The 25,862-nt window shown below is 47.2% G+C and carries 17 protein-coding genes; 5 read left to right on the plus strand and 12 right to left on the minus strand.

The genetic code is table 11. From position 1 onward, the window contains the following. Positions 1–185: 185 nt before the first annotated feature. The 3 genes from A3860_RS39210 to A3860_RS39220 are packed head-to-tail and all read right to left on the minus strand — an operon-like array spanning position 186 to position 7,379. Entirely contained in the window at positions 186–2,156 is a 1,971-nt protein-coding gene (locus A3860_RS39210) for a DUF3857 domain-containing protein (protein ID WP_081156050.1), read from the minus strand. Positions 2,157–2,163: 7 nt separating this feature from the next. After that, complete coding sequence (locus A3860_RS39215; protein WP_081156051.1) at positions 2,164–4,089, minus strand: transglutaminase domain-containing protein; 1,926 nt, start codon at positions 4,087–4,089, stop codon at positions 2,164–2,166. Next, positions 4,086–7,379: a toxin-antitoxin system YwqK family antitoxin gene (locus A3860_RS39220; RefSeq protein ID WP_081156052.1), complete on the minus strand. Its 3,294-nt coding sequence runs from the start codon at positions 7,377–7,379 to the stop codon at positions 4,086–4,088. The genes A3860_RS39215 and A3860_RS39220 overlap by 4 nt, the downstream gene beginning before the upstream one ends. Before the next feature lie 353 nt (positions 7,380–7,732). On the opposite strand from A3860_RS39220, the gene A3860_RS39225 reads away from it, so the two are divergent. Genes A3860_RS39225 through A3860_RS39240 form a run of 4 tightly spaced genes read left to right on the plus strand, consistent with a single transcriptional unit; the run spans position 7,733 to position 13,410 of the window. After that, positions 7,733–10,063 carry a gliding motility-associated C-terminal domain-containing protein gene (locus tag A3860_RS39225; protein ID WP_081156053.1) on the plus strand — a complete coding sequence of 777 codons (2,331 nt, stop codon included), beginning with the start codon at positions 7,733–7,735 and terminating at the stop codon, positions 10,061–10,063. 10 nt (positions 10,064–10,073) lie between these two features. Beyond that, a complete protein-coding gene (locus tag A3860_RS39230; RefSeq protein ID WP_081156054.1) occupies positions 10,074–11,099 on the plus strand; it encodes a PorP/SprF family type IX secretion system membrane protein in 1,026 nt (341 codons plus the stop codon). Between the two features lie 9 nt (positions 11,100–11,108). Continuing rightward, positions 11,109–13,118 (plus strand): OmpA family protein, encoded by a 2,010-nt coding sequence (locus A3860_RS39235; RefSeq protein WP_081156055.1) that lies wholly within the window; start codon positions 11,109–11,111, stop codon positions 13,116–13,118. 16 nt (positions 13,119–13,134) lie between these two features. Then, entirely contained in the window at positions 13,135–13,410 is a 276-nt protein-coding gene (locus A3860_RS39240) for a hypothetical protein (protein ID WP_081156056.1), read from the plus strand. Between the two features lie 76 nt (positions 13,411–13,486). On the opposite strand, the gene A3860_RS39245 is transcribed toward A3860_RS39240, so the two are convergent. From A3860_RS39245 to A3860_RS39285, 9 genes are all read right to left on the minus strand, one after another. Next, positions 13,487–13,690, minus strand: a complete 204-nt coding sequence (locus tag A3860_RS39245) for a hypothetical protein (protein WP_081156057.1) — start codon at positions 13,688–13,690, stop codon at positions 13,487–13,489. 12 nt (positions 13,691–13,702) lie between these two features. Beyond that, positions 13,703–13,963 (minus strand): hypothetical protein, encoded by a 261-nt coding sequence (locus A3860_RS39250; RefSeq protein ID WP_081156058.1) that lies wholly within the window; start codon positions 13,961–13,963, stop codon positions 13,703–13,705. Positions 13,964–14,091: 128 nt separating this feature from the next. After that, a complete protein-coding gene (locus A3860_RS39255; RefSeq protein ID WP_081156059.1) occupies positions 14,092–14,799 on the minus strand; it encodes a LytR/AlgR family response regulator transcription factor in 708 nt (235 codons plus the stop codon). Then, positions 14,796–15,797 carry a sensor histidine kinase gene (locus A3860_RS39260; RefSeq protein ID WP_081156060.1) on the minus strand — a complete coding sequence of 334 codons (1,002 nt, stop codon included), beginning with the start codon at positions 15,795–15,797 and terminating at the stop codon, positions 14,796–14,798. The genes A3860_RS39255 and A3860_RS39260 overlap by 4 nt, the downstream gene beginning before the upstream one ends. A 238-nt stretch (positions 15,798–16,035) precedes the next feature. Next, a complete protein-coding gene (locus A3860_RS39265) occupies positions 16,036–17,310 on the minus strand; it encodes a mandelate racemase/muconate lactonizing enzyme family protein (RefSeq protein WP_081156061.1) in 1,275 nt (424 codons plus the stop codon). Between the two features lie 58 nt (positions 17,311–17,368). Next, positions 17,369–18,841 carry a mandelate racemase/muconate lactonizing enzyme family protein gene (locus A3860_RS39270; protein ID WP_143774481.1) on the minus strand — a complete coding sequence of 491 codons (1,473 nt, stop codon included), beginning with the start codon at positions 18,839–18,841 and terminating at the stop codon, positions 17,369–17,371. A gap of 177 nt (positions 18,842–19,018) precedes the next feature. Beyond that, complete coding sequence (locus A3860_RS39275; protein ID WP_317043520.1) at positions 19,019–19,873, minus strand: RraA family protein; 855 nt, start codon at positions 19,871–19,873, stop codon at positions 19,019–19,021. Between the two features lie 179 nt (positions 19,874–20,052). Beyond that, positions 20,053–21,603 carry a gluconokinase gene (locus tag A3860_RS39280; RefSeq protein WP_081156063.1) on the minus strand — a complete coding sequence of 517 codons (1,551 nt, stop codon included), beginning with the start codon at positions 21,601–21,603 and terminating at the stop codon, positions 20,053–20,055. A gap of 10 nt (positions 21,604–21,613) precedes the next feature. Beyond that, a complete protein-coding gene (locus A3860_RS39285) occupies positions 21,614–22,501 on the minus strand; it encodes an AraC family transcriptional regulator (protein WP_081156064.1) in 888 nt (295 codons plus the stop codon). Positions 22,502–22,677: 176 nt separating this feature from the next. Here A3860_RS39285 and A3860_RS39290 point away from each other — a divergent pair, with 176 nt between their 5' ends. Beyond that, positions 22,678–25,851 (plus strand): SusC/RagA family TonB-linked outer membrane protein, encoded by a 3,174-nt coding sequence (locus A3860_RS39290; RefSeq protein WP_081156065.1) that lies wholly within the window; start codon positions 22,678–22,680, stop codon positions 25,849–25,851. Positions 25,852–25,862: the final 11 nt, after the last annotated feature.

Genomic DNA, 25,862 nt, shown 5'->3' on the forward strand with positions numbered 1-25,862 from the left:
TGGAGCGGGTAACCGTATATTAATACAAAGGGTGAGCTCTCTTTGAAAGAGGGCCCACCCTTTGTATCTTACTTCTTACTTTTTAATAATACGAAGTAGGAAGTAAGAAGTAGGAAATACAGGATCTTCTTACCTCTTACTTCTTACTTCTTACTTCTTACTTCTTACTTCTTACTTCTTACTTCTTATTTCGCCTCCAGCACCAGCGTTACTTTATTGAAATCCGCTGCGGCATTGATGATCTTCTTGAAGTCTTCGTACCAGGCCAATGGGTATTGGATCTTCCGGTACTGCTCTACCACATGCACTTTGATCACATTGCCTTCCTGGGTATACGTCGATTCAAAACCCATGGCGAGCTCATCATTATCTTTATACACTTTACTCATTTTAAGATCGTCGGCGTTCTTTACCTTGTATCCGTCGGGGATGGTGAATTCGATGGTGCGGTCGAGCACATGCGGATAATTTACATCCATCCCATACTGGCGGGGCTTTTCCTGGTACATCTCTACCTGGGGCCCAATGATCTCGCCGATCTTTACCAGGATCTTGTTACCGGCCTTCTCAACCAGCTCACTGGCATTTACCACCATATCGAGTATAAATGGTTTGTTATCCTGGTAGCTTTCCATTTCCTTGTTCTCGATCTTTGAGGAAACCACCTGTTCTGAACTGGTTCCAAATTTCACCAGCTCTTTCAGCAACAACCGCTGTTTTTCTTCTGAGGTGAAGTTAAAGCTGGTGCGGTAGTACACGGCCGAATAGCCCGAATACAACTGGCGGCTGTTTACAACCAGGGTATCGAGGGTTTTATTCAACCGGATCTTTGCTTCAATATTATTGCCGCTACGGGTATAGTCTTCTCCTGCTACCGGGCGAATAAACGCAACCGCTGTGGCAAAATTACCGATCACCGTGCCTTTACAATGTATGCCATTGGTGCCCACCCACGATGGATCGATGAGCGGGTAACGCATTTGCAATAAAGTTGGGGCAATATATTTATTCAGTTTTGCAAAATAGATCAGCTGGTTATCGCAGTTGTTCCAGTTCTCAAATGATCTATCAACCGAAAAATCATCGCGCGAACCGCACATTACGAACTCATAATTTACGGCCAGCTCTTTAAAGATGGCGCCGTATAGGCGTACAATGCCGCGGTAACTGGCAATTTTATTCTTAATGATCCATTCCAGGTTTTCCGCATTATCGTCGGCAATATCTTCGCGGGTGCTGATGTTCGTCTTCAGGTAATGTTCAACTGCTATTACAACCGCGGCTTCATTGCCGGTGTTCTTCCAGCCATTGCTGCTTATTAATCCATCAACCTTTTTCAGTTCTTTATCGGTATACGTGGCATAAATGGAATAAGCCCGTTTGGCCAGTTCATTCCAGGTAAACAGCCGGCTATCGGTCTGGTTGCTTTTGTTATATGATAATTTATATTCTACCCGTTTCAGGTTGGCAGTGAGCGTTGCGTATTTTTCATCTACAGCGCCGGGTATATTTTGCTGATGAACGGTGATGAACCGTTTGGTGCCAAGGACCGTATCAACAGGCGCGTTCACCTCATTATATCCTTTTGCTTCGAAGATCAGGCGGGCCGGCGATACCACTTCCACCTTTTCATCCAGCACAGGAAAATGCCGTTGTATCACGTCGCGGCCAAAGAACGACACATTGGCCTTATAGGTATAATAGTATTCAATTTCACAGTCTTTCACCAACCCTTCCATGGCAAAGATCTTGTACAGCTGATCATCTTCCTGCATGTCTTTGATATTCTTTTTATCCAGGTCAATGACCTTGCCGCCGGGCAATATGGTACGGGCCCTGATGTCAACGATATCGGCGTTATTATTTACCGGCAGGTAGATCTTGTTGAAACTTTCAATTCCCTTGTCGTCGTTTATATGAATGCGGGTGTGAAAGGTTTTATAAGACGCCAGGTCGGTTTTTTCATCAATATATTCTATGCGCCGTTTTTCGAAAAGGATGACGGCCGATTCACTGCTGTATCTGGCATCGGGGGTTTGTATCGTTGGCTGGCCATTCCATTGCTCCTGTTCAATGGCCGGAGCCGTTTGGGCCAATACCGGTACGCTACATACCAGGAAACAGGCGGCTATTACTTGTTTATTCCAATGTAACATGTAAGGTCTATTTTTTTGAAAGACTGATAGATTCTTTATACAGGGGAAAAAGATGTTCCAGTACTTCGTTCCAGGCTTTGAACATATCTGCTGTCAGCAACAGGTGATCGTTGTAAAACTCCTGGCTAAGGACGATCGTGTTCCCTTTTTGCTCATAGTTCATGGTAAAGCCCCACACATCGTTTTTGAACGAATTGCTTTGTGGCAAATAGCTCACTTTATAGCCATCGGGTATGGTGAGTACGGTCACGTATTTTTTTATGAACCGGAAATCGTATTCCACCGGCATTTTGCGTTTGGGATAATCGATCTCTTCGTGTTCATATAATTTCAGCAGGTTGATGTTCAGGTACCATTCGTCGCCAATGCGGCGGGCATAATCCTGCAACTCGAATTTTCCGCTTAATGCAATGTTGTTCTTATCGCTGCGGTCGCCGGTTTCATAGCTGATGAGCTGAAATTTGTTGGAACCGCGCGAGAAGCGCGCCCGCATGTATTTGTCCTTCTCCTTTCCATTGATATAATTCAGCGTGGCGTTGGTGTTCATGGCATAATAGCCGCTCAAATGAATATTTATGCTGCCGGTGATCCCTTTGTCGGTCAGCTGCAGAAAACAGGAATCAACCAGCTGGTTGGTTTCCTTGGGCGGTGAAGGCACTTTGGCAATGGTGTACCTGCCATCTTCCAGTGCTATCAGCGCTTCCTTATCCTGAATATGGCCGGAAGGAATGCCAAATACACAGGTAGGGTCGGTGCCATCGAGGAAAGTGAATTCTCCTTTCTTTAATTGAATGGCGCAGATCATATGATTGTCGACAATTGGCAGCGGTGTTTCGCGGTAAGTATATGGCAGGGAGCGGGTACCTATCCAGGTATGATAGGCTGGTACCCCGGCCGTATTCAACATCAGGGTCAGGATGCTGGCCATATCCTTGCAATCGCCGAAACGGCGGCTGCAAACAAAGTTGGCATCACGCGGAACAAACCCTTCCATGCCGTCTTCAAATGCCACATACTTGATATTGTTCTGCACCCAGCTGTAGATGCGCCGGGCTTTTTCTTCCTGCGACGAAACGCCGGTTGTCAGGGAGTCAACGAGCCGTTTCAGTTCAGGCCCTGCGGTTTTGTTAATATCCTTTATAAAGCTGCTGTTCAGTTTGAAAAGATCGTTTGTATCGGCCAGGTAGGATATTTCCTGCCCCTTGTCATTTTTATATTTCTCAATATAAAAGACCACATGGGGCGAATAGTAAGCTACGCCCGGTGCATCGGCATAATCTTTTTCAGCCGGCTGATCGGTTACCCTAAAGGAATAGGTGATCTCCCCGCCCCTGCTGTCCTGCGTAAATTTGATCTTATCGGTATCCTGTCCTTTCAGGATGTATTTTACCGACATATCCTTCGGGAAAGAGATGCGCAGCTCATCATTGATCACCGGAATGCTGCGGGCAAAATAATGGGGCGAAAGCAGATAGGGCTTTTTATGGACCACCTGCATGTTCAGGTTACCGGTGGCGCCCTGGCCAATGGCCGGGAAGTCGAATAGGGTTTCCTTTACATCGTCATAAAAAACGCCCGACGAATTGCTGCTGCTGGTCTTGAAATTAGTGACCTTTATTTTTTTGTTATCGGCCGTTTGGGTATAGGCCTCGTATTCCTTCACTTCATGAAAACTGCTATGGCCAAAACCATACTGGCTCAGGTACGCTGCGGCATTGGCGGTCAGGAACATCAGCTGTTGCGACTCTTTGCTTTCCACATACGGTTCCCCATCCTTTAATTTGATCTTATACTGGGCCGATGAATTGAGCATAACGGCTTCATCGCCGGGATACTTACGTTTCAACTCATCGACACTCTGTGCAATGGTTGCATTCGATGCGATCAATGTGGCTGCGATCAATAAGAATTTCAGGCCTGTTTCACTTCTCATTTTACACTTAATAAGTTTCCGTAATAATAGATCCTTGTTTGTTTCAATTTACCGCTCTCATCATAATAGCGGATCTCGCCATGGTCATTGCCATTATACGAACCGCCTTCTTCTATCAATACGCCTTTCTCATTGTATTCTTTATACGGCCCATGCGTATTATCGTGCAGATAACTGTATACTGAACGAAGCGTGCCATCGGCATAATATTCTTTCAACTGGCCTTCCGAGTTGCCATAGTTCTCTGTATTCTCCAGGCTCAGTTTTCCGTTCGTATGATACAGTTTATAGTTGCCATGCTGGCTCCCTTCTACATACTCTACTGCTACGGCGGCATTTCCATTCGGGTAAAATGATCTTACGGCGCCATTCCCCTGCACCAGCGGAATTTCAGGCACTAACTGATTGTTCTTATCCAGGTAGCTATACCCTGCCAACACATCTTCATCATAACGCATCTGGTATACCAGCACGCCCTCTTCACTGTATTTTTTGTAGAGCCCATCGCGGTCGCCGTTCTTATAAGCTATTTCCGTATCGGGCTTGCCATTTTTAAAGAAGTAGGTACGTGTGCCATGCAACTTACCGCCTTTAAATTCTTCTGTGCGTGACAGCGAGCCGTCTTCGTGGTAATATTTCCAGGTACCGGTTTTATCGCCCAGTTTGTACATCCCTTCTGCACTCAGCTTTCCGCCATAATTATAGGATCTGTAAATGCTGTCGCGCAAGCCATTTTTAAAGTATTGCAGCACCTGGGTACTTCCATCGAAATAATAATGTTTATACAAACCTTCGAGGTTGCCATTTACATAATTGCCTTCGCTGCACAATTTACCGGTTATATACAATGAAGTGAATTTACCGGTACCGTTTTTTAGTTTCACTTTGTTCAGCACCTTGCCGGTAGTGTCATACTCAGTCATTTCAAGCAGCGTACCCATATCGTACAGAGTTTCAGATTCCAGTTTTCCATTGGGCCAGTAAGCGGTTTTTATTCCATTCAACTCCCCATTCAAAAAATTGGTGCGGGAAACCACCACGCCCTGTTCGTTATAAGTAAGCCATTCGCCCTGCAATTCGTCAGCTGCGTACCAGCCTTCTTCCTGTTTGGTGCCATGCAGGAACCAGGAGATATAATAGCCGTCTTTTTTACCCGCCGAATAGGTAGAAGCGATGCTTTTTTGCCCGTTGGGAAAATAAGAAATGGAAGGGCCGGTCAACTCACTGTTTACATAGGTATTTGTTTCTTTTTCTTTTCCGGAACCGAAATAAAATACCTGCGTGCCATTCACTTCTCCTTTTATGCTGTATGGGGTGAACACTTTTTTACTGCCATCGGCCCGGTAGGTCGTAAGGTCGAGCTTTCCTTTGGAGACCTCGGAAATACTGATCTGTTTACCGGTTTTATCAAAATATTTGGCCACCTTCGGTTTATCATTGTCGAAGGTTACCGTAGAATATAATTTGCCATCTTTATCATAATACTGAATATCGCCGTCGGTCTTTCCTTTCTTGTTGGTATATTTTGTATTTATCTGGCCGTTGTCGTAATAAGAAATATATTCCCCTTCCACCACGCCATTCACGTAATTCTCAACACTTTTCAGTTTGCCATTCTCATGGTATTTTTTCATTTCGCCGGTTGGCTTATCCTGGTCGTATTGGGCAGTTACCGATACCACGCCGTCGTCGTACCAGGCTTTATAGGGGCCGCTCAGTTTATCATCAACATATTTACCTTCCGACTCCAATTTGCCATTGGCATGAAAGGTTTTGAACCCGCCGTTCTGCACGCCATTGACATAATTCACTTCAGATTGCAGCAGGCCGGCTGTGGTAAAGCTTTTTCTGATGCCGTTCAACTTGCCATTCTGGTACTGCTCAATGGCCTTTACGATGCCATCCCGGTAATAGATGATATGCTCTCCATCGGCGTCCCCGTTCTTATAGGAAGCGCGCGAAGAAACAACGCCATGGTCGAAATAGTAGGTCTCTTTTCCTTCCTGTTTGCCACCGCGGTAAAACTCTTCGCCTTTCACTTGTCCGTTGAAATAATAATACTTCCAGTCGCCTTCCTTCTCCCCTTTTTCATTGTATAAACCGGTAGCCTTTTTATTCCCTGCGGCAAAATAAAATTCCCAGGGGCCGGTTAACTTTTCGCCATTATTTGTTGTTGCGCCCTTTCCTATCAGTGATCCGTTCTCATAATGATAGTATGCACCGCTGGTAGTGCGTTTCGCCACATCCAACTCACGGGTGCTGCGTATTATTTTTAAGTATTCAACCAGGCCGGTTGTAAACGCTTCTATATCTTTTTTCCTTTTCCTGTTATATTCCTTAATGGCGGGTAAACTCACGCCTGAAAAAGCATAGTTGACCAGGTATTCGAATTGTTTCTCCTCAAACGCTTTCTTAAAAAAGGGAACATAGAACTGCATCCAGTAATCCTTATCACCGGCTTCGAAGGAGAGTTTTTCACAGATCACCTGCAACTGCCTTGAAATGGGATCATCGAGATTGATGATGGATTTATAATTTTTATCCAGGGCTATTTTCGACAACACGATCTGTTCAATCATGCGGAAATTTTCATCCGGTTCTTCTGTTCGTTTGTTCACCAGTTCCACAATATCATCTTTGCCTTTGGCTATATTATCAAGCAGGGAAATGCTGTTCATGGCGAACCGGCCTTCGGGTTCCATAAGAAGATTGGCCACCAGGCTTAAATAAGCCGGAACAATATTGCCCTGGTTCAATGCACAAAGACCGAGTTTATAATGCGCGCTTGCTGAAAATGGATTGATCAGCAATGTTTGTTTAAATACTTTCTCGGCTTCCTTATATTTTTTCATCCTGAGCAGCGTGGTGCCTTTGCTCACGTATAACATGGTATATGCCGGATAAACAGCTATTGCCGAATCAAAGATCTTCAATGACCGCTCCTGTTGACCGTCATAATCGAGCAGGATACCATATTGCGTCAACAGTTCGGGGCAGCGTTCTCTTTCCTTGATACCCGCCAGGGCATCCTCACAAATCTTTATCCCCCATGTAAACTGGCTGTCGGTGGCACAGGTCAATGCCATTTCATACTGCGCCCATACATAGTTGGTATCGCCCGCTTTTACTTTTTGATATTCTTTAAGCGCCTCTTTGTATTTGCCATCATCATATAATTTGACGCCGGCCTGGATTGCCTCTGCAGAATTAATAAGTGGATTATTTTCCTGTGCTGTAGAAAACAGGCTACCAAGGCAGAGTACGGCAATCAGGGTTAAATGTCGGTTCATGGGTATAATTTACCTTTTTACTGATTGTGAAGGTATAATGAAGTTGCTAAAAAAGAAATGCACAACCGGGATTATTTTAAGGCTGTAAGTATTGCCTGTTAGTATTGTTTTTCTCAGCTAATTCAACGTTTTAAAGCACAAATTATTATTTATCGGAATAACTCTCCGGCAACCCGGCAGGCTACACGCTTATTGCCCAAAATGACGCACTTATCGGCAAAAAGTGCACAGTTATCAATTTTCGTTGCCATCATTGAACTGTTTTATTAGTTTTACCAGATTTCACGTTTATAGTCCGGCCTTAAGAGTCAGTTGACCAAACCCCTGAACAATACCTAGTATCCCATAGAAAAATGAAACCCTCTATAATACCCTATATATTTATAGGATTAATTATTACACTTTGCAGTAATTATTCCTATGGCCAGTCTCCTACCCTGCAGGCAAGCGCCAACCCTACAACCTGTAATGGTTCTGAAGGGTCTATTACCTTAAGTGCATTGACGCCCAACGCCTCCTATCAGCTAACTTATATTGATGACGGCGTAACAATAGGCCCAATAACCGTTGTTGCCAATGCATCGGGTGCCATAGCCATTACCGGTTTAAATAAAGGCTTGTATACCAGTTTTTCCTTCACGAATGGTGGTACTACATTGACCTATACAGGTGGCGTTATTTTAAGTGACCCCATATTTATCCCAACCTTCCCTTCCTTTCCGTCTATTTGTGAAGGGGATACGCCGCCCGTTCTGCCCACAACATCGAATAATGGCTTCACGGGAACCTGGACCCCGAGCGTAGTGAATAACATGCAGTCGGGCATCTATACGTTTACCCCTACAGCCGGCAGCTGTGCATTGCCGGTCAATATAAGTATTACGGTTCGACCCAAAACAGTACCAACTTTCCCATTTGGGATCAGTCTTGTTATTTGTGGCACCGGGCCCGTACCGATATTAACGAACACCTCCAACGAAGGTATTACCGGCACCTGGAGCCCGGCAGTGGTTGACCCCAATCATTCCGGCACCTATGTGTTTACACCCAATATTACAGGATGTATTACCGGCACCACTTATACAGTTACAGTGAACCCGGTCATTACGCCTTCATTTTCTTTTGGCACCAGCGCTACGATCTGTGTGGGCGATGCAGTGCCAACCTTACCAAATATTTCAACGAACGGAATAACCGGTACCTGGAGCCCGGCAGTGGTAAGCAATACAAACAGCGGCACCTATTCATTTACGCCTGATCCCGGCCAGTGTGCGGTATCCGTAACTTATTCAGTAGCGGTTTATCCGAAAACGACACCAGTCTTTAGTTTTGGTACAGCTGTATCGATCTGTTCCGGGGCAACGGCGCCGCTTTTGCCAACTACTTCAACCAATGGAATAACCGGTACCTGGACCCCCGCAGTAGTAAGCAATACAACAAGCGGTACCTATACATTCAACAGCACATCGAACCCCTGTTCGCCATCAGTGACATTGACTGTAACGGTGAACCCGGTAACAACGCCTGCATTTTCTTTCGGCACCAGCGCAACGATCTGTTCAGGCGATGCAGTGCCGGCGTTACCAGCCACTTCATCAAATGGAATAACCGGTACCTGGAGCCCCGCGGTAGTAAGCAATACAGCAAGCGGCATCTATAACTTTACGCCTACCTCGGATCCCTGTGCGTTGCCGATAACATTTACAGTAACGGTGAACCCGGTTGTTACGCCAACCTTTTCTTTTGGCGCCGCTGCTTCCATTTGTGCAGGTGATGTAGCGCCGGTATTACCAACCACTTCATCAAATGGCGTAACCGGTACCTGGAGCCCGGCAATTGTCAGCAATACAACAAGCGGCACCTATACATTTACCAGCGCTACCCCCTGTGTGCCGCCGGTAAAATTCACGATGACGGTGAACCCCATCATTAAACCAGCATTTACATTCGGGCGTTCCCAATCAGTTTGTATCAATACAATACCACCGGTGTTACCGGCTGTTTCAAACAACGGCATTACCGGCACCTGGAGCCCCGCCGTGGTCGACAATCAAACAACGGGAAAGTATGTGTTTACACCTACTGCCGGTCAATGCGCCGATACAACGTCTTTTTATTACGAGGTGAATCCTATACCAGTTATAACTGGTATAGGAAAGGATACATCGGTGTATGATGGCGATATACTGCCGGGTTATAACTGGGAATTAAACATCCCTACAGCTGGTTTGGGCTGGGTAAATTCAGAGCCCTCGATCGGCTTGCCGCCGTCGGGTTCGGGCCCGGTGCCTTCGTTTACCGCCACCAACATGACGAATGATTCGGTAACTGCCGTTATTATTGCCACGCCCTATATTAATGGTTGCAAAGGCGCGCCGGCCACTTACAAGATAACGGTGAAACCATTGAATAAGGATGTTTTTGTGCCTAACGTTTTCTCACCAAATAATGACGGGCACAATGACGGGCTGTTTGTATACGGAAAATACATTGCCACCATGGAACTGCACATCTTTAACCAATGGGGGCAGCGAATGGTAACAATAACCGATAAGACACAGGGCTGGGATGGAAAATTCAAAGGAAGCCCACAACCGGTAGGCGTATATGTTTATGTATTAAAGGTGGTTACCACAGATGGACGCACAATAAACAAAAAAGGTTCTATAACCCTGGTGCGATAAAACAAAAGCCATGACTAACAAATTCATCCAACGATATATCTGGTACACGGCCTGTTTGTTTTTTATAACTGTAATAAAAACAATTGCACAAACAGATCCCCATTTTACGCAGCAGTATACATTTCCGATGTATGTGAACCCGGCGCTTGCCGGCAGTTCGGATGGCGATTACCGGGCTTCGGCCATTTTCCGTAACCAGTGGAGCAGCATCAGCAATCCTTACCGGACCATCGGCATTTCGTTCGATGCCCGCACCAACAAGAATGTGGCGCTGGGGTTGAACGTGTTGAACCAATCGGCCGGCGATGGCGGTTTTAATTACCTTACTTCTTCGTTTTCGTTTGCCTATACGGGTGTTAAATTCGGGAATAACCTGAGCCAGCATATTGTGATGGCCATCCAGGGTGGCATCATCAACCGCCGGGTCAATACATCAAAATTCAAGTGGGGCGAACAATGGAACCCCATCGACGGATACCAGGCAAGCCGCGCATACACGGAAACTTTTGCGCATACCAATTCCACCGTGCTGGATATTGGCGCGGGCATTCTGTATTTTGATGCTTCATCAAACAAGCAATGGAATCCGTTTGGCGGCTTTTCGATCTATCATCTCAACAAACCGAAAGACCCCATCATTGCCATTCAAAGCACAGAGCTAAATACCATTCCTGTACGCTATTCCATTCAGGGCGGCGTAAGTTATACTATATCAGATAGGACCCGGATCATTCCGCATGCCTTGTACATGCGCCAGGGTACTGCCTCAGAAACCACACTCGGCGTATACGGACAAATAAACGTTAACCCCGATACCGATTTTATGCTGGGTGGTTATTACCGGGTGAACGATGCGGTGGCGCCATTTGTAGGCATCGACTACAAGAATTTTGTTATCGGTTTAAGTTATGACGCCAATACCTCGAAACTGGGTTCCATGACAAAAAATGTAAACAGCTTTGAGCTGAGCCTTTCTTATATCAAACGCTCCGGCACCCGGAACGTTATGGACTTTATCCGTTGTTCAAGACTTTAATTACCAACTATGCGACTATTTACACTCTTTCAATCATCAATGGCAAAAGGCGCAAGCTGGTTGGTAATTTGTACAGCCTGGTTACCTGCCCAGGCTCAAACCAAACAGTCGGCAAAAGGCCCGCTTGAGCTGGCCAAACAATATTATGCCGCCGGCGAATATTATACCGCCGCTCATTTGTATGAACAATACCTGAACCCGCCGAAAGATCCTAAAAAAGACCAGGCATTCCCGGTATACGCCAACAAAAGAAAAGCGCCAATAGATAAAAATACCCGGAGCGCCATTTTGTACCAAATGGCAGAATGTTACCGCCTGGCCAATTACTGGGAGCAGGCCGATTCGTTATATAAAGCATGTACCGGTAATCCAGATGCGTTATACTGGAGCGTTGTATGTGAACGAAGCCTGGGAAAATATGATGAAGCAAAAGAAAAAATAACCGGATACACCCCGAAGGATCAACAGATTTCAGAACTGGTGGAAAAAGAACGGGGAACTTTACGATTTATCGACAGCCAATTGATGCGGCCCGATGCCAGCCTCACCACTGTGCGTAAACTCAGGATGCCGGGCAGTTATGAAAAAGGTTCTTTCGCCCTGGTGCCGGTGAGCGGAAACAGATATTTGATCAGCAGTACGAGAACCGATTCGCCTGCCGTTGCCGGAAGCAACCCGAATAACAGTCATTTGTTCTACGCCGTATTGAATAAAGACAGCCTGGGAAAGCTCGCGGCCCTTTCCCTGCCCTCCGATGGCCTGATGAGTAACCAGGGCGCGGCCACCGTAAGTCCCGATGGCAACTGCATTTATTTTACCCAATGGCAAAAAGTGAATGGCCGTACCGTATCGGCCATCTATGTTATAAAGAAAAACAACGGCCGCTGGTCGGGCGCGGAATTACTGGAACAGGTGAATAATCATGTCTCGAACAGCAAGCAGCCCTTCTGCACGGCTGATGGAAAGTATTTATTTTTTGCATCTGACCGTCCTGGCGGTTTGGGCGGTTTTGACATCTGGTACGCACCTTTACAGGGCGATGGCAGCGCCGGTGAACCGGTGAATGCAGGTGCGGTCATCAATACAGACGGTGATGAACAGGCGCCTTTTTATCATACCAGCAGCGGCTCACTGGTGTTTAGTACCAATGGCCGGCAAGGCATGGGTGGCTATGATCTGTTCACCGCCAAAGGCCGTGAAACCACCTGGGGCCAGCCGGTGAACCTCGGTTACCCGGTAAACTCCTCACGCGATGATGTTTATTTTTATGCCCCTGAAAAAACAGCGCTCCTGGCCGATGCCGTGATCGGTTCCGACAGAGGCGCCGGCTGTTGCCTTGAAACTTACCGCGTTAACAAAACGCCTAAGAACAACCGGCTCACCGGACAGGTATTTGACAGCAAAACCCATAAACCGGTAACCGGCGCCGGTATTGTGTTGACCACGCCTTCGGGAAAAACCACCCGCACCACTACTGATGAAACGGGCAACTATGTATTCGATAGCGTTGATAACACTACCACCGGTTTTACCATTACAGTGAACAAAGATGCCTATGATGATACATTGGCAGTGGTAACGATCACCAAAACCGACGAAAGCAATCTACTGACAGATCAGTTGTTCAATACCGATATTTACATCGCCAAAAAGTTTGTATTGCGGCCCGAGAATGTTGTTACCGTATACTTCGACTTTGATAAATACAATCTGAAAACCGAAGCCGTCAACAAACTCGATTCCGTTTACAAGGTACTGGTAGAATTACCCACCACAACCCTGCAGATCTCCGGTTATACCGATGGCAGGGGCAGCGATGAATACAACAAGGTACTGAGCGACCGCCGGGCCCGGGCCTGTGCCGATTACTTTATTCAAAAAGGCATTGCAGCCGGCCGCATCAGCTTTGCTTCATTCGGGGCCTGTTGCCCGCTTGAAATGGAGCTGATCAATGGCCGCGATAACCCTGATGGAAGAAGTAAGAACAGAAGGGCGTTGATCAATATTACAAAGGAATAAAGGATATTTACCAACAATGGATTTACGTTGCCATATTTGCGATAGCGAAAGCTTTCATACCCTGGTGAATTATGGAAGCTATTACCTGCAATGTTCAAATTGTGACACGCAGAACGTGGCCACCAGTTTTATTGCCATAGGCCCTCAATTAACAGGGAAATATGACATCATTGAAGTAGATGATCAAATAAATGAAATAAAAAAGCTGGCAACGGGAAAAATTGCCAACTTTATCACTATGATAAGTAAGGAAGCCTACCAGGGCAAGATCATTCTGCTGAAAAGAAAATAGCCACAGCAATGATCAACTTTATTTAAAGAAATGCTTCGCCAGTTTCTTTTTTTTTGCAGGTCCTTTATTGTATTTTTTAACTTCTCTTCAACCGCTTCTTCAACAAATGCCCCTTCCATAACCAGAGACCTGAGATCACCAGCAAAGGGAAAATGATCAACTTTACGACCATGGCCTGGCGGGGCATACCCGCCAGTGGGCCGTATAAATAACCAAGAATGGGAATACTCAGCACAATGTGCAACCATCTTATTATTTTTCGTTCGGTTGATGCTTTCATGGTATTGCTATTTTACCGGTTTACAGTGGAATCAGCAGGCTGGTGATCGCAATGCTCATAATAATGACCGCGATGATGGTTATAACCACGCCAGCCGCCAAAGCGCATGGCCAGCCCTGTGGTGGCAAAAAACAACACAATGACCAGAATAGCGGCTATCTTACTGAAAACAGCCAGGGTCCGCCGTTGCAGAAAATTACCGAAGACAGCCCCGATAATAAATACCATGCTCGCTATAAAAAGCACTCTCGATACAATGAATAATGGTAACATAATTACAGGTTTTAAAATGAATAATACCCTTCGACTCCGCTCAGGGTCTCTTTGATGACACAAAGCTACACCCCGGGCATAGCCGTACCGGGCGAGAGTAGATGAGCTGGCAGTATGAGTAGACTTTCTTACTTATTCAGGGAGAGCAATGCTTCAACAGCAGGGCGGTAACTATCACTCAATGGTAATTCAATGTTACCGAGGCAAATGATATCGCGCTTCAATGCAGTAACTTTATCGGCCGCAATGATGTAGGATTTATGTATGCGCACTAACCGGTAAGGCAGTAGTTTATCTTCCAGCGCTTTCAGGCTCATTTTGGTGATCACGGGTTTGGTACCCGTGGTCAAAAATATTTTCACATAATCTTTCATGCCTTCTATATATAGAATATCGGCAATGGTTATTTTCACCTGGTTGTATTCTACATATACAAAGAACGAGGCCGGCAATTCTTTGGTGGCAACCGGCTTTTGTTGTAACCTGAACAATTCATGCGCCTTGTTACAGGCCTTTAAAAACCGTTCAAACGATACCGGTTTCAGCAGGTAATCTACCGCCGCCAGTTCAAACCCTTCCCAGGCATGCTCCTTATATGCCGTTACAAAGACGATCATGGGCGGGTGCTGTAACGACTGCACAAATTGGATCCCGTTCAATCCCGGCATTTGAATATCGAGGAAGATCAGGTCCACTTCCTCGCGATGTAACAGCTCGATGGCCTCCAGGGCGTTCTTACAACGGCCCGCCAATTGTAAAAAAGGCACCCGGCTAATGTTATCAACCAGCAGGTCAAGCACCCATTTTTCATCATCCACGGCAATACAACGCATCATAACAATTTACATTTTAAATGAACAGCATATATTCCATCATGATCTGAGATGTTCAACTGGTAATTGTTGGCATACAATAAGGCCAGCCTGTTCTTAACATTGGAAAGGCCAATGCCCGAATGCCTGTCTTTCGACTGGTTGGCGGCATCATAATTATTCTCCACGGTAAAGGTGAGCAATTGTTCTTTTACGATGAGGGAGATCTTTATGAATGGGTCCCTGACCATACCGATGCCATGCTTGAAAGCGTTTTCGATAAACGGCACCAGCAGCATGGGTTCTATCATGCCTTCGGGATATTCGTTCTGAATATGTACTGTTATTTTCACATCTTCCCCGAAACGCAATTGCTGCAATGATATATAATTTTCTATTTGCTCAATTTCCCGGCCAATGGAGATCTTTTCTTCATTGCTTTCGTATAACATGTACCGTAACAGTTCAGACAAACTGATCAGCGACGGTTCCAGCAAAGGGGATTGCACCCTCGCCAGCGATACCATATTGGTGAGCATATTGAACAAAAAATGCGGGCTCACCTGCGATCGCAATAATTTAAGTTCGGCATCGAGCCGTTGCGCCCGGGCCTCTTTCTCCATTCTTTCAAATCGTATACGGTCGTACACCAGCCTGAAAATAATGCTGGCAAACAAAAAAGGAACGATAGGAAAAAAGATCACGCGCCGGTTCACCGGGGTGAAATGAAAATTGGGGTCCAGCTGCAAAAAGAAAACCTTGGCAAAGCCTGAGAAAACAACGATCGCCAGCAGGCAAATGAGATAGAGCCACCAGGTACGCCGGTTCAGTAATTTGGGATACAGGTAAAAAGCGTTCAAATAGAACAGGCCGATATGATACAGGGTAGTGATGAAGTAAAACTGTACCGGCAGTCCAAAAAACGTTTGGTCCCAAAGGATAATGCCGGGCACGCCCAGCAATAATATCCATACCGCCGCATGGACCCATTTTGATGATACAGTAAGCTGCCCCGGTTTCATACATCAAATATACCAATGCGGTGTAAATTAGCACGTATGTGCATCATTTGGTCCGAAGAGTAGACCAAAGGTCGATATGAGTAGACAATTGAGGTGCTAGCTATATGAGGTATGAAGTAGGAAATAAGACGTAAGACGTTCGCGCTCTTCGTACTTCCTACTTCATATTTCGTTTTCCTATTATTTCCTTACTTCACAATTAATTACAATATACCTTTCGATAGATCTCAATCCTGTACTATTCAAAAAAAGGCATACCCGGGATCGCATATTTCTTCATCCCCGCTTCATTGATCTCCACGCCAATTCCCGGTTTATCGGATACAGTTATAAAACTGTTGTTCACCCATTCGCCATCATAGCTAATGATCTCTTTGAACATAGGCTGGGTATGAAAATACGATTGCCACTCCATGATCATGAAGTTGGGCACGGATGCACAAACATGGGCAGAAGCCATGGCGCCGAGGAACGAAGCCACCATATGCGGCGCAAAAGGCACATAATATAAACTCGCCAGGTTGGCGATCCGTTGTCCCTCCCCCAGCCCGCCACATTTTTGCAGATCGGGCATTATAATATCCACGGCGCCGATCTCGAGCAATCTTCTGAACCCATAGGCCAGGTAATGGTTCTCACCGGCGCAGATGGGCGTGCTGGTTGAAGCGGTGATCTTTTGATAGGCTTCTACATTTTCGGCCGGGATGGGTTCTTCGAGCCACATGAGATTCAGCGATTCCACCCTTTTGGCTATGGCCTCCGCCGTAACAGCGTCGTAACGGCCGTGCATATCTGCACAAATGTCGATAGCAGGGCCCACTGCTTCACGCGCAGCAGCCAGCTGATCGTACATGCGTTGCAGTTCGGCAGGGCCGGCGGTCCAGTTATACCTATCATACTTGTTGGGATCATTCGCCTGGTCCAGATCGAACTTGATGGCATTAAAACCCATCTTCTTTGCAGTCAATGCGGCTTCGGCAAAATCTTTCGGCGTTGGCAAATTTCGCTGGTACAGGGCCGTGTCGCAATACACCCGCACTTTATCGCGGAACTTACCGCCCAGCAACTGGTATACGGGCAACTGCAGGGCTTTTCCTGCCAGGTCCCACAGGGCGGTTTCAATAGCCGACAATACCGCCACATACATGCCCGACTGGGCGCCCTGGAAGAAACCCGATTTACGGATGTCTTCAAACAGGCGGTGCACATTCAACGGGCTTTTACCTTTGATGCGTTCGCCAAAATTTTTTACCAGGTGATAGGTGCCCAGAATGGCGTCCACGCCTTCACCGCAACCCCAAAGATCCTGGTTGGTATATATTTTTACAAACAGGCTGCCTTTGATATATCCGCACTTCACTTCGGTGATCTTCAGGTTGGAAGGTGGTGACGCTTTTGGCGTTCGCTCTATCGCTTTCTCATATTCCTGACCGAAAGTGGATAAGGAAGCCAACGGGGCCATAGCCGCCGCAATGGCTGTTTTGGTTATGAATGATCTTCTTGAAGTGGTCATTGCATTTTTGTTTTAAATGATCGGGGGATCCGGGGATCCCCTTTAGGGGGCTGGGGGCCTAACTCCACAACCTGTCGTGCGACCGCACATCGTTCCATTCGGGCGTTGGCGCGAAATACGTTTTATTCGCCGGCAGCAAATGTTGTTTGATGGTTTCTTCCACCAGCTCAATGCCCAGCCCCGGGGCTGAGAGCGGCACATTCGCATAGCCCTTCTCGAACAGCTTGCGGCCATCTGTAGTCTTTACCAGGGTTTCCCACCAGGGATTGTCGAGCGAGTGGTGTTCCAGCGCCAGGAAATTCTGCGTGGCTGCCGCACAATGAACATTGGCCATAAACGAAACCGGACTGCCGGCAAAATGCATGGCCATGGCCACGCCTTTTTCTTCGGCATAATCGCCAATGCGCTTTGTTTCCAGGATGCCACCGGCTGTTGCGAGGTCAGGATGTACGATATCAACCGCACCTGCATCTATCAGGGGTTTGAAGCCGTTTAGCAGGTAGATGTCCTCCCCTGTTAAGACCGGTGTTTCCAACGCATCGGACATTTTTTTGTATTGATCGGTGAATTCCCAGGGCACCATGTCCTCGAGCCAGGCAAGCCGGTAGGGTTCTACTTTCTTACCCCAGCGAATGGCATTGTTCAGATCGAAATGACCATAATGGTCGCTCGCAATAGGAATTTCGTACCCCACTACCGAACGCACATCATGTACGATCTGCGCCATGCCGTCAAGGCCTTTTTCTGTTATCTGGATGGCGGTAAACGGATGTTTGGTATTGGCATAGTCCATATAACCACCGCGCCATTGCGCCAGGTTGCTGCCCCAGAATTTTCCGTTCACCAGGGCGCCTTCTTTATCTTTCACTTCACCGATAGAGATATCCATCTTCAACCAGGTCATGCCCTGGTCTTCGAGCCGGTGTTTGATCTTGGCCTTGAACTCATCGAAGGTGGCCGCTTCGGGCGTATCGGCATAAATGCGTACTTTATCGCGGTACCGGCCACCCAGCAATTGCCATACAGGAACATTGTAGGCTTTTCCGCAGAGGTCCCACAAGGCCATTTCCACCGCACATACGCCACCGCCCTGCCGGGCATGACCACCAAACTGCCGTACCGTTTTGAACAGCATTTCTACATTACAGGGGTTTTGATCAAGAAGGCGGCTTTTTAGCATCAATGCATACCGTTCATCGGCGCCATCACGCACTTCGCCCAAACCATATATACCCTGGTTGGTATCGATGCGAATAATAGGCGTACGCCCAACGTTCTGAATGATGCAATAACGCATATCGGTGATGCGGAGATCTGATGGATTGGAATAGCGGCTGACCTTTTGCGTGGTTTGTGCAATGAGCTCTTCAATGGGCCATAATGCACTGATGCCACCCAATGCAATGCCGCCCAGCGTGGACCTTTTCAAAAAAGACCGGCGGCTGTTGGGAGCCTCACAGCTGGTATGATCACTAACAGGCGCCGGGTCTTTTAAACCCAGTTTCGTGAGGAATTTTTGGGATGGGTTCATGATGTAATTATTTTGAAGTTGATTAATTGTAAAATTTGAGTTTGTAGGAATACGAAGTAGGAAGTAAGAAGTAAGAAGTAGGAAGTAGGAAGAACCTCATACTTCAGGACTCAAATCTTTTTTTTCTTTTACACCAATACTTCGTACCTCTTACTTCTTACCTCTTACTTCTCTCCCCTACCAGGTCCTATCTTTCATAAACACATCCAGTTCCTGTCTCGACATCGGCAGCTTATCAGGATTCGCATCGAGCCATTTCAGAAAATCTTTTTTGATCTCGTCTGTCCATTGGGTATCGATCTGTCCGGGTGTATACTTTCCTTCGCGCAAGCGTTGGTGACCAAAGGCATCACGCAGGGCAATGAACTCAGCGTTCAACACCACATCTTCCAGCAGCTGGGCCGGAATAAACACCACACCGCCTTTTTTCGCCAACACCGCATCGCCGGGTAATACAGTAGCCCGGCCAATACGAATGGGCACATTAATGCCACCGAGCATCATTTGTTGAATGTAAGAGGGATCGTACCCTTTGATCCAGGCATTGAAACCGTTTATTTCTTCCAACCCTTCCCTATCACGTACAGCGCCGTAGAAGATGACCCCGCGGGCAGATCTGGCGTAAATAGCATTGCCAAGGTTATCGCCGATGAGGGTGCCATCCACCACTTTTCCATAACTGTCGGCAATGTAGATGTCACCGTGCTGAAGCACATCGATGGGCCAGGAATTGGGCGCGCCAATGCGGCTTTCGGCTTTTCCTTTTTCTTTTATCAGTTTGTCAACATCGGGGCGCATGGGCAGGTATTGTGCAGTTACCGCGCGGCCGGTCATGGCCGAATCGGGATGCAGCACCATCCAGTCGCCTTCGAACTGGTTCATATACCCTTTGTTGCGTAAGATGCCCCAGGCTTCTTCGAGCCGTACCGCTTTGAGCCGGGTCAATAGTTTGTCGGATACATGCGGCCGCCCATCGGCAGAACGTTCGCCTTTCCAGTCTGGGGTTAGCGCCTTTATTTGTTCTGGAGTCAATGTCGTTTGTTGTGCTTGTAGCAGTGTACATAGCAGGAATTGAAGTAGAATAAAGCAACACTTTTTCATATATAGCAAGTTGTTATTGTTTACGAAGTAAGAAGAAGGAAGTATGAAATACAGGTTCTTCTTACTTCTTATCTCCTACTTCTTACTTCTCATACCTATGAGCTCAAAACTTACTTCTTCTTAAAAACATCCTCCACCACCCCATACTTCTGTTGTAACCCGCCGATCGCTTCAAACTCATCATACAACTTCACACTCAGCTTTTCAAAAATGCCAAAGTAATCGGCATAGATAGCATGGTGTTGTTTATTGGGTTTATATACATCGGGCAACTCCACTGTTTTGGCAGCTTCATCGAGCGATTTGTAAATACCCATCTCCGTGGCGCTTAATAACCAGGCGCCAAAACTTACACTGTGAAATTGCTGCCGCAGCCGCACCGGTTTGTTGAACAGGTCGGCAATCAACTGGGTACAGAATGGAATGGTGCCGAAACTTCCATTTACCGAAAGGCTCTTGATGGTGCGCTGTTCGGCCAGCGTTTTCCCAATACTGTAGATCTCATACATAATACCTTCAATGGTAGCACGCACAAAATGGCGGCGTTCATGTTTTATATGCAGGCCGAAATAAGCGCCGCGCGCATTGGCATTCCAGATAGGCGCACGTTCGCCCAACAGGTATGGCAGGAACAACAGTCCATCGGAGCCAGCCGGCACTTTGGCGGCTTCCTCCATCAATTGTTGTATGCTGTCTTCTATGTCGAACGGATTGGTGAAATCCCCAAACTGCCGGGTGAACCATTCGAAAATATTTCCACCATTATTGGTTGGCCCGCCTGAGACATAACAATTATCGGTAAGCAGATAATTAAAGAAACGCATTTGCTCGTCTTTCAAAACGGCAGGTCCCATTACACGCACGGCGCCGCTGTCTTCAATGGTAATGGTAGCCTTGCCCTCGCCTTTCACGCCATCGCCCAGAGTGGCCAAACAACCATCGCTTGACCCGATGAGGATCTTTGTTTCGGCCGGCAATCGCAGCGATTGTTGATAGGCTTTTTTCAGTTTACCCGTAGCCGTGAATATGGGTGCGAGCTCAGGCAGCTTGGCAGCGGTAATACCGGCATACTGTAATGCATCGGCTTCCCATTTTATGGTATGAATATTCAACAACCCGGTTGCGGAAGCTATGCTGTAATCGATCATGTATTCGCCGGTGAGCTGGTGAACGATATAACTTTTAATAGAAAGGAATTTGTTCGCCTGTTTAAAGCGTTCTTTATCGTTGCTCCTGATCCATGCGATCTTTAACAGGGGCGACATGGGATGTATGGGTGTGCCCGTTGCGGCATACAATTTCTTTCCCAATGCCGAACGCCGTAATTCCTGCGCTTCTTTTTTGGCGCGGTTATCGGCCCAGGTAATGGCATTGCCCAGGGGATTGCCATTCTTATCAACCGCCAGCACGCTGTGCATGGCGGCACTGAAGCAAATACAGGCCACCTTTATTTTTTTCGGATGTATATATTCGTTCAATAAATTCTTGAGCACATACAGCGTGGTAATAAATATCTGCTCAGGGTCCTGTTCACTGTGATCGGGCTCGGTATGAAATGTAGGATAGTAGCCCTTCAGGGAACCGATGACCTGGCCACTGAGCGTAAAAGCAAACACCCGTACGCCGTTTGTCCCCAACTCTATGGTGATGATGCATTTCATGTTTCAGTCGTTATTTATTACGCAAATGGTTGTTTCGGAATTCACTGGGCCGGTAACCAGTCAGCTTTTTGAACGTGGTTGAAAAATGTTGCGATGAATAAAAACCGGTATCCAGCGCAATATCTGTAACCGAGATCCCGGGCCGCTTTAATAATTTAATGGCTTCAGAGATCCGGATATTGATCAGGTAATTGATGGGTGAAAAGCCGGAATAGCTTTTCACCCTTTCCGTGAACAAAGTGGTGCCCATACCCACCAGGGCAGCCATTTCTTCCACGGTCCATTGGTGTGAAAGGTTTTGCCGCAATACTTCTTCGAGGTGCATAAATGTTTTGGGAAAGTCGCGGGTGGAGTGATTTTGCCGGGTCATTTGCCGGGTTAAAGCAATCAGCAGTTCATCGAGCTGGTGATTGACCCGCGCCTGGTACGCCACTTCATTATTGAATAATTCACCCTGGATGCATTTGAGTATTTTGCCGGCATCGGGGAACCGGCTCAAAACCGGCGAGGGGTTCAATAATAAGATCTTGCCAATAGCCGCGCCTTCGCTTTCCGATAAACCGCTCCACTTGCCAAACATTGGCTGGCCATTATCGGGCTTTTGTACGTCGAGGTGCAGCCAGGAAAACGAACCGATCTCCAGGGCCCCTTTATCGCTGCCGAACGACGTACCGGGCAGGATCACGGCCACATCACCCGGATAAAAAACATACGGTTGGTGATTGATGCGCCATTCGAACCGGCCTTCAATAATATAATAGATGCGTAAGCCTTCCGTGACTGTGGTCAAAAAAGTATTGAAAAGGATAGCGCCATTCTTCTTCAACCCCAATTCCAGAATATGGGGGAATAATAGCAGCTCGTTCGATTTACCATATTGTAGCACGAATTGATTCATATGGCGTTACATACTTATCGTGGACCCTCTAACCTTAGCAGGAAGCGTATATAAAGAAAGGGAATTTATTCGTCACGCATGTACAAAATTCAACGCAGTTTTATTTTGGTAGTTTTTCATTCCAATACCGGATAATTTGTCGACCCAACGATTACTCACCAAAACAACTTGCCGGTATGAAAAAGTATCGCAACGGCAGGCCATCCCGCTTTACGGGGCTATGGCTGCTTTTCTTCTTTCAATTGATCTTATCCGTTACTCATGCACAAACCATAACAGGTACCGTTTCTGATGAAAAAGGTACGAAGCTTTCCCGGGTTTCAGTAATAGTAAAGGGTACTTCCGTGGGAACTTCTACAAATAATGAGGGCAAATTCAGCATTCAGGCCCCCGCCAATGCCACTTTAACGTTCAGCTCTGTAGGCTTTAAAACCGTTGATGTAGCCATTAACGGAGGCACGGTGGTGAATGTATCATTGACCGGCGACAACCAGAACCTGGGCGAGGTGATTGTTACCGCCCTGGGCATAAAAAAGCAGGCCCGCAGCCTGGGTTATGCCGCCACCAGCGTAAAGCCCGAAGACCTAAGTGTAAACCGTACCAGTAATGTCATGAATGCCCTGCAGGGCAAAGTGGCCGGTGTAAATATTTCTTCCCTGGGTACGGGACCGGGCGGCACCTCCAAGATCCGCATCCGCGGCCAGTCGTCTATTTCGGGACAGAACAATCCCCTCATCGTTATCAATGGCGTACCGGTTGATAATACCAACTTTAACGACAACACCATATCTGTTAAAGGTGGCGGGGTGTATGCCGATGGTGGCGATGGATTATCGAGTATTAATCCTGATGATATTGAAAGCATGACCATTTTGAAAGGCGCCCCGGCTTCGGCCCTGTATGGTTCGCGCGCCAAGGACGGGGTTATTATGATAACGACAAAAACGAAAGGAAAGACAAAAGGCATGGGCGTTACCTATAATCTGAATTATACCAACGATACCCCACTCGATTATACCGATTACCAGAAAGAATATGGTCAGGGTGAGAACGGTGTTCGCCCAACAGCGCCCAACCCCACTTCGGGGGAATGGTCGTTTGGTGAAAAGTTTCAACCGGGCATGACGCATATCCTGTTCAACAACCTCACGGTACCCTACCAACCCCAGGGAAGCCGTATTAAAGAATTTTATCGACATGGCGAGAACGCTTCGAACACCGTTGCTTTTGAAGCCAGCAACGAGAAGGGCGGCCTGCGGTTATCGCTCAACAATACGAGCAACAAGGGCATTATGCCCAATAATACGTTCAACCGCAAATCGATGAACCTCGGTTTCAGCTATAACCTCACTGAACAATTCACCTTGTCGGGCAACGTCAATTACTCGCGCGAGATCAATAAGAACCCACCTAATATCGCCAACCAGGACAACTCCATTCCCACCACGCTGATGGCACTGGCCAATTCCATGCCGCTGAGCGTGCTTAATGAGAACAAATACAATGCGGCGGGGAACGAGTACAACTGGTCGCGGTTCACGAACCGAACCATTCCCTATTGGGTGTTGGCAGAACAATTCCATAATATCAAACGCGACCGCATCTTCGGCAATGTGGCTTTAAAATATAACATTCTGCCCTGGTTAAGCGTACAGGGCCGGTTTGGGCAGGACTACTGGTCGCGCGATGAAGATGTCAATAACTTCCCCACCGGCCAGGCTTCGAGGACGGCTGCGCCGGCCGGTTTTGTGAACGGCATCTACACCCAGGAATCGCGCCGGTTCCGCGAAACCAACCTCGACTTCCTGGTGAATGCCAACAAAAAATTCGGCAACCTGGATATTAATATAAATGGCGGGGGTAACCGCATGCGCAAACGTTCTGATATAAACAATGTACAGGTAACCGATTTCGTCATCAGGGGATTGTATACCGTGCAGAACGGAAGGGCCAAAGACCCGGTATACACATTAACAGAACAGGGTGTGAACTCGCTGTACGGTTCGGCCGAACTAAATTGGAAACAAACTTTTTATGTGACCGGTACGGTACGCAACGACTGGTTCTCTACCCTGTCGCCGGCAAACCGCAGCATATTATATCCATCTGTTTCGGGTAGTTATGTTTTTTCGGAACACCTGCCCACTTTAAGCTGGCTGAACTTTGGTAAACTGCGGCTGGGCTATGCCGAGGTAGGCAGCGATGGCGATGTGGCGCCCTATGCCGATCAGCTGTTCTATACAGTGAACGCCAACTTCATCAACAATCCCAATGGCACACCCGTACCGGTAGGCACCAGCAATATCATTCCCGGCACTACCAGCGGCACTACCCTGCCCAACCCTAATCTGAAACCCAGCCGGGTAGCCGAAACAGAAGCCGGTTTGGAAGTGCGCACGTTCAACAATCGCGTCAACCTCGACCTCGCCGTTTACCGGAAGATAACAAGCGACCAGATCGTACTGGCGCAGATCTCCGATGGATCGGGTTATTTTAATACGCCCATCAACAGCGGCAAGAGCCGCAATTACGGGTTTGAGGCCATGGTGAACCTGGTGCCGGTACGCACAAATGATCTCAGCTGGGAATTCACCGCCAACACTTCTTACAATATCACCAAAGTGCTAAGCATCATTACCAGCAAACCGGGTGAACGCATTACCACGGGCACACACGTATTCAACGGCGAAACCCGGCATGTGGTGGGTGAAGAGATCGGGCAAATTGCCGGCTACGGCTATGCGCGTGATGCAAAAGGACAACGGATCTTTCAGTCGAACGGATTACCGCAACGCACCGCCGACTTTGTATTGTTTGGCAGCGCACTGCCCAAATGGGTAGGCGGTTTCCTGAACACCATCAATTACAAAGGTGTTAACCTCTCCGTTTTTATTGATTACAAGCTGGGCGGCAAAATGCTGTCGGGCACCAACTTCAATGCCATACGGCATGGCCTGCATAAAAGAACGCTGGAAGGGCGCGAAGGCGGCGTAAAAGGCGCCGGTGTTGATGCCAGCGGAAATCCCAATACCGCAGTTGCGGCGGTGCAAACCTATTGGGAACATTTGCGTTCGCAACAGATCGTTGAATCGGTTATTTATAACAGTGGTTACTGGAAGCTGCGGCAGGTATCGCTGGGCTACGATTTCACCAAACATCTTCCGGCCAAATGGCCCGTCAAAGGCCTGAAACTCGACCTGATCGCCAATAATGTTTTACTGTTAAAGAAATGGGTCGATAATATAGACCCCGAAACATTTGGCTTTGGCTCCGATAACCAGGTTGGGCTTGAATCGCCCGGCCTGCCCACCACCCGCAGCCTTGGATTGAATTTGAACATTAAATTCTAACACCTTCGATC

This window comes from Niastella vici (genome assembly GCF_002077945.1).
GTDB lineage: Bacteria > Bacteroidota > Bacteroidia > Chitinophagales > Chitinophagaceae > Niastella > Niastella vici.

Bases quoted from the DNA above. Each gene is read 5' to 3' on its own strand.
- A3860_RS39210 (WP_081156050.1), bottom strand. From the start codon at position 2,156: ATGTTACATTGGAATAAACAAGTAATAGCCGCCTGTTTCCTGGTATGT.
- A3860_RS39215 (WP_081156051.1), bottom strand. From the start codon at position 4,089: ATGAGAAGTGAAACAGGCCTGAAATTCTTATTGATCGCAGCCACATTG.
- A3860_RS39220 (WP_081156052.1), bottom strand. From the start codon at position 7,379: ATGAACCGACATTTAACCCTGATTGCCGTACTCTGCCTTGGTAGCCTG.
- A3860_RS39225 (WP_081156053.1), top strand. From the start codon at position 7,733: ATGAAACCCTCTATAATACCCTATATATTTATAGGATTAATTATTACA.
- A3860_RS39230 (WP_081156054.1), top strand. From the start codon at position 10,074: ATGACTAACAAATTCATCCAACGATATATCTGGTACACGGCCTGTTTG.
- A3860_RS39235 (WP_081156055.1), top strand. From the start codon at position 11,109: ATGCGACTATTTACACTCTTTCAATCATCAATGGCAAAAGGCGCAAGC.
- A3860_RS39240 (WP_081156056.1), top strand. From the start codon at position 13,135: ATGGATTTACGTTGCCATATTTGCGATAGCGAAAGCTTTCATACCCTG.
- A3860_RS39245 (WP_081156057.1), bottom strand. From the start codon at position 13,690: ATGAAAGCATCAACCGAACGAAAAATAATAAGATGGTTGCACATTGTG.
- A3860_RS39250 (WP_081156058.1), bottom strand. From the start codon at position 13,963: ATGTTACCATTATTCATTGTATCGAGAGTGCTTTTTATAGCGAGCATG.
- A3860_RS39255 (WP_081156059.1), bottom strand. From the start codon at position 14,799: ATGATGCGTTGTATTGCCGTGGATGATGAAAAATGGGTGCTTGACCTG.
- A3860_RS39260 (WP_081156060.1), bottom strand. From the start codon at position 15,797: ATGAAACCGGGGCAGCTTACTGTATCATCAAAATGGGTCCATGCGGCG.
- A3860_RS39265 (WP_081156061.1), bottom strand. From the start codon at position 17,310: ATGACCACTTCAAGAAGATCATTCATAACCAAAACAGCCATTGCGGCG.
- A3860_RS39270 (WP_143774481.1), bottom strand. From the start codon at position 18,841: ATGAACCCATCCCAAAAATTCCTCACGAAACTGGGTTTAAAAGACCCG.
- A3860_RS39280 (WP_081156063.1), bottom strand. From the start codon at position 21,603: ATGAAATGCATCATCACCATAGAGTTGGGGACAAACGGCGTACGGGTG.
- A3860_RS39285 (WP_081156064.1), bottom strand. From the start codon at position 22,501: ATGAATCAATTCGTGCTACAATATGGTAAATCGAACGAGCTGCTATTA.
- A3860_RS39290 (WP_081156065.1), top strand. From the start codon at position 22,678: ATGAAAAAGTATCGCAACGGCAGGCCATCCCGCTTTACGGGGCTATGG.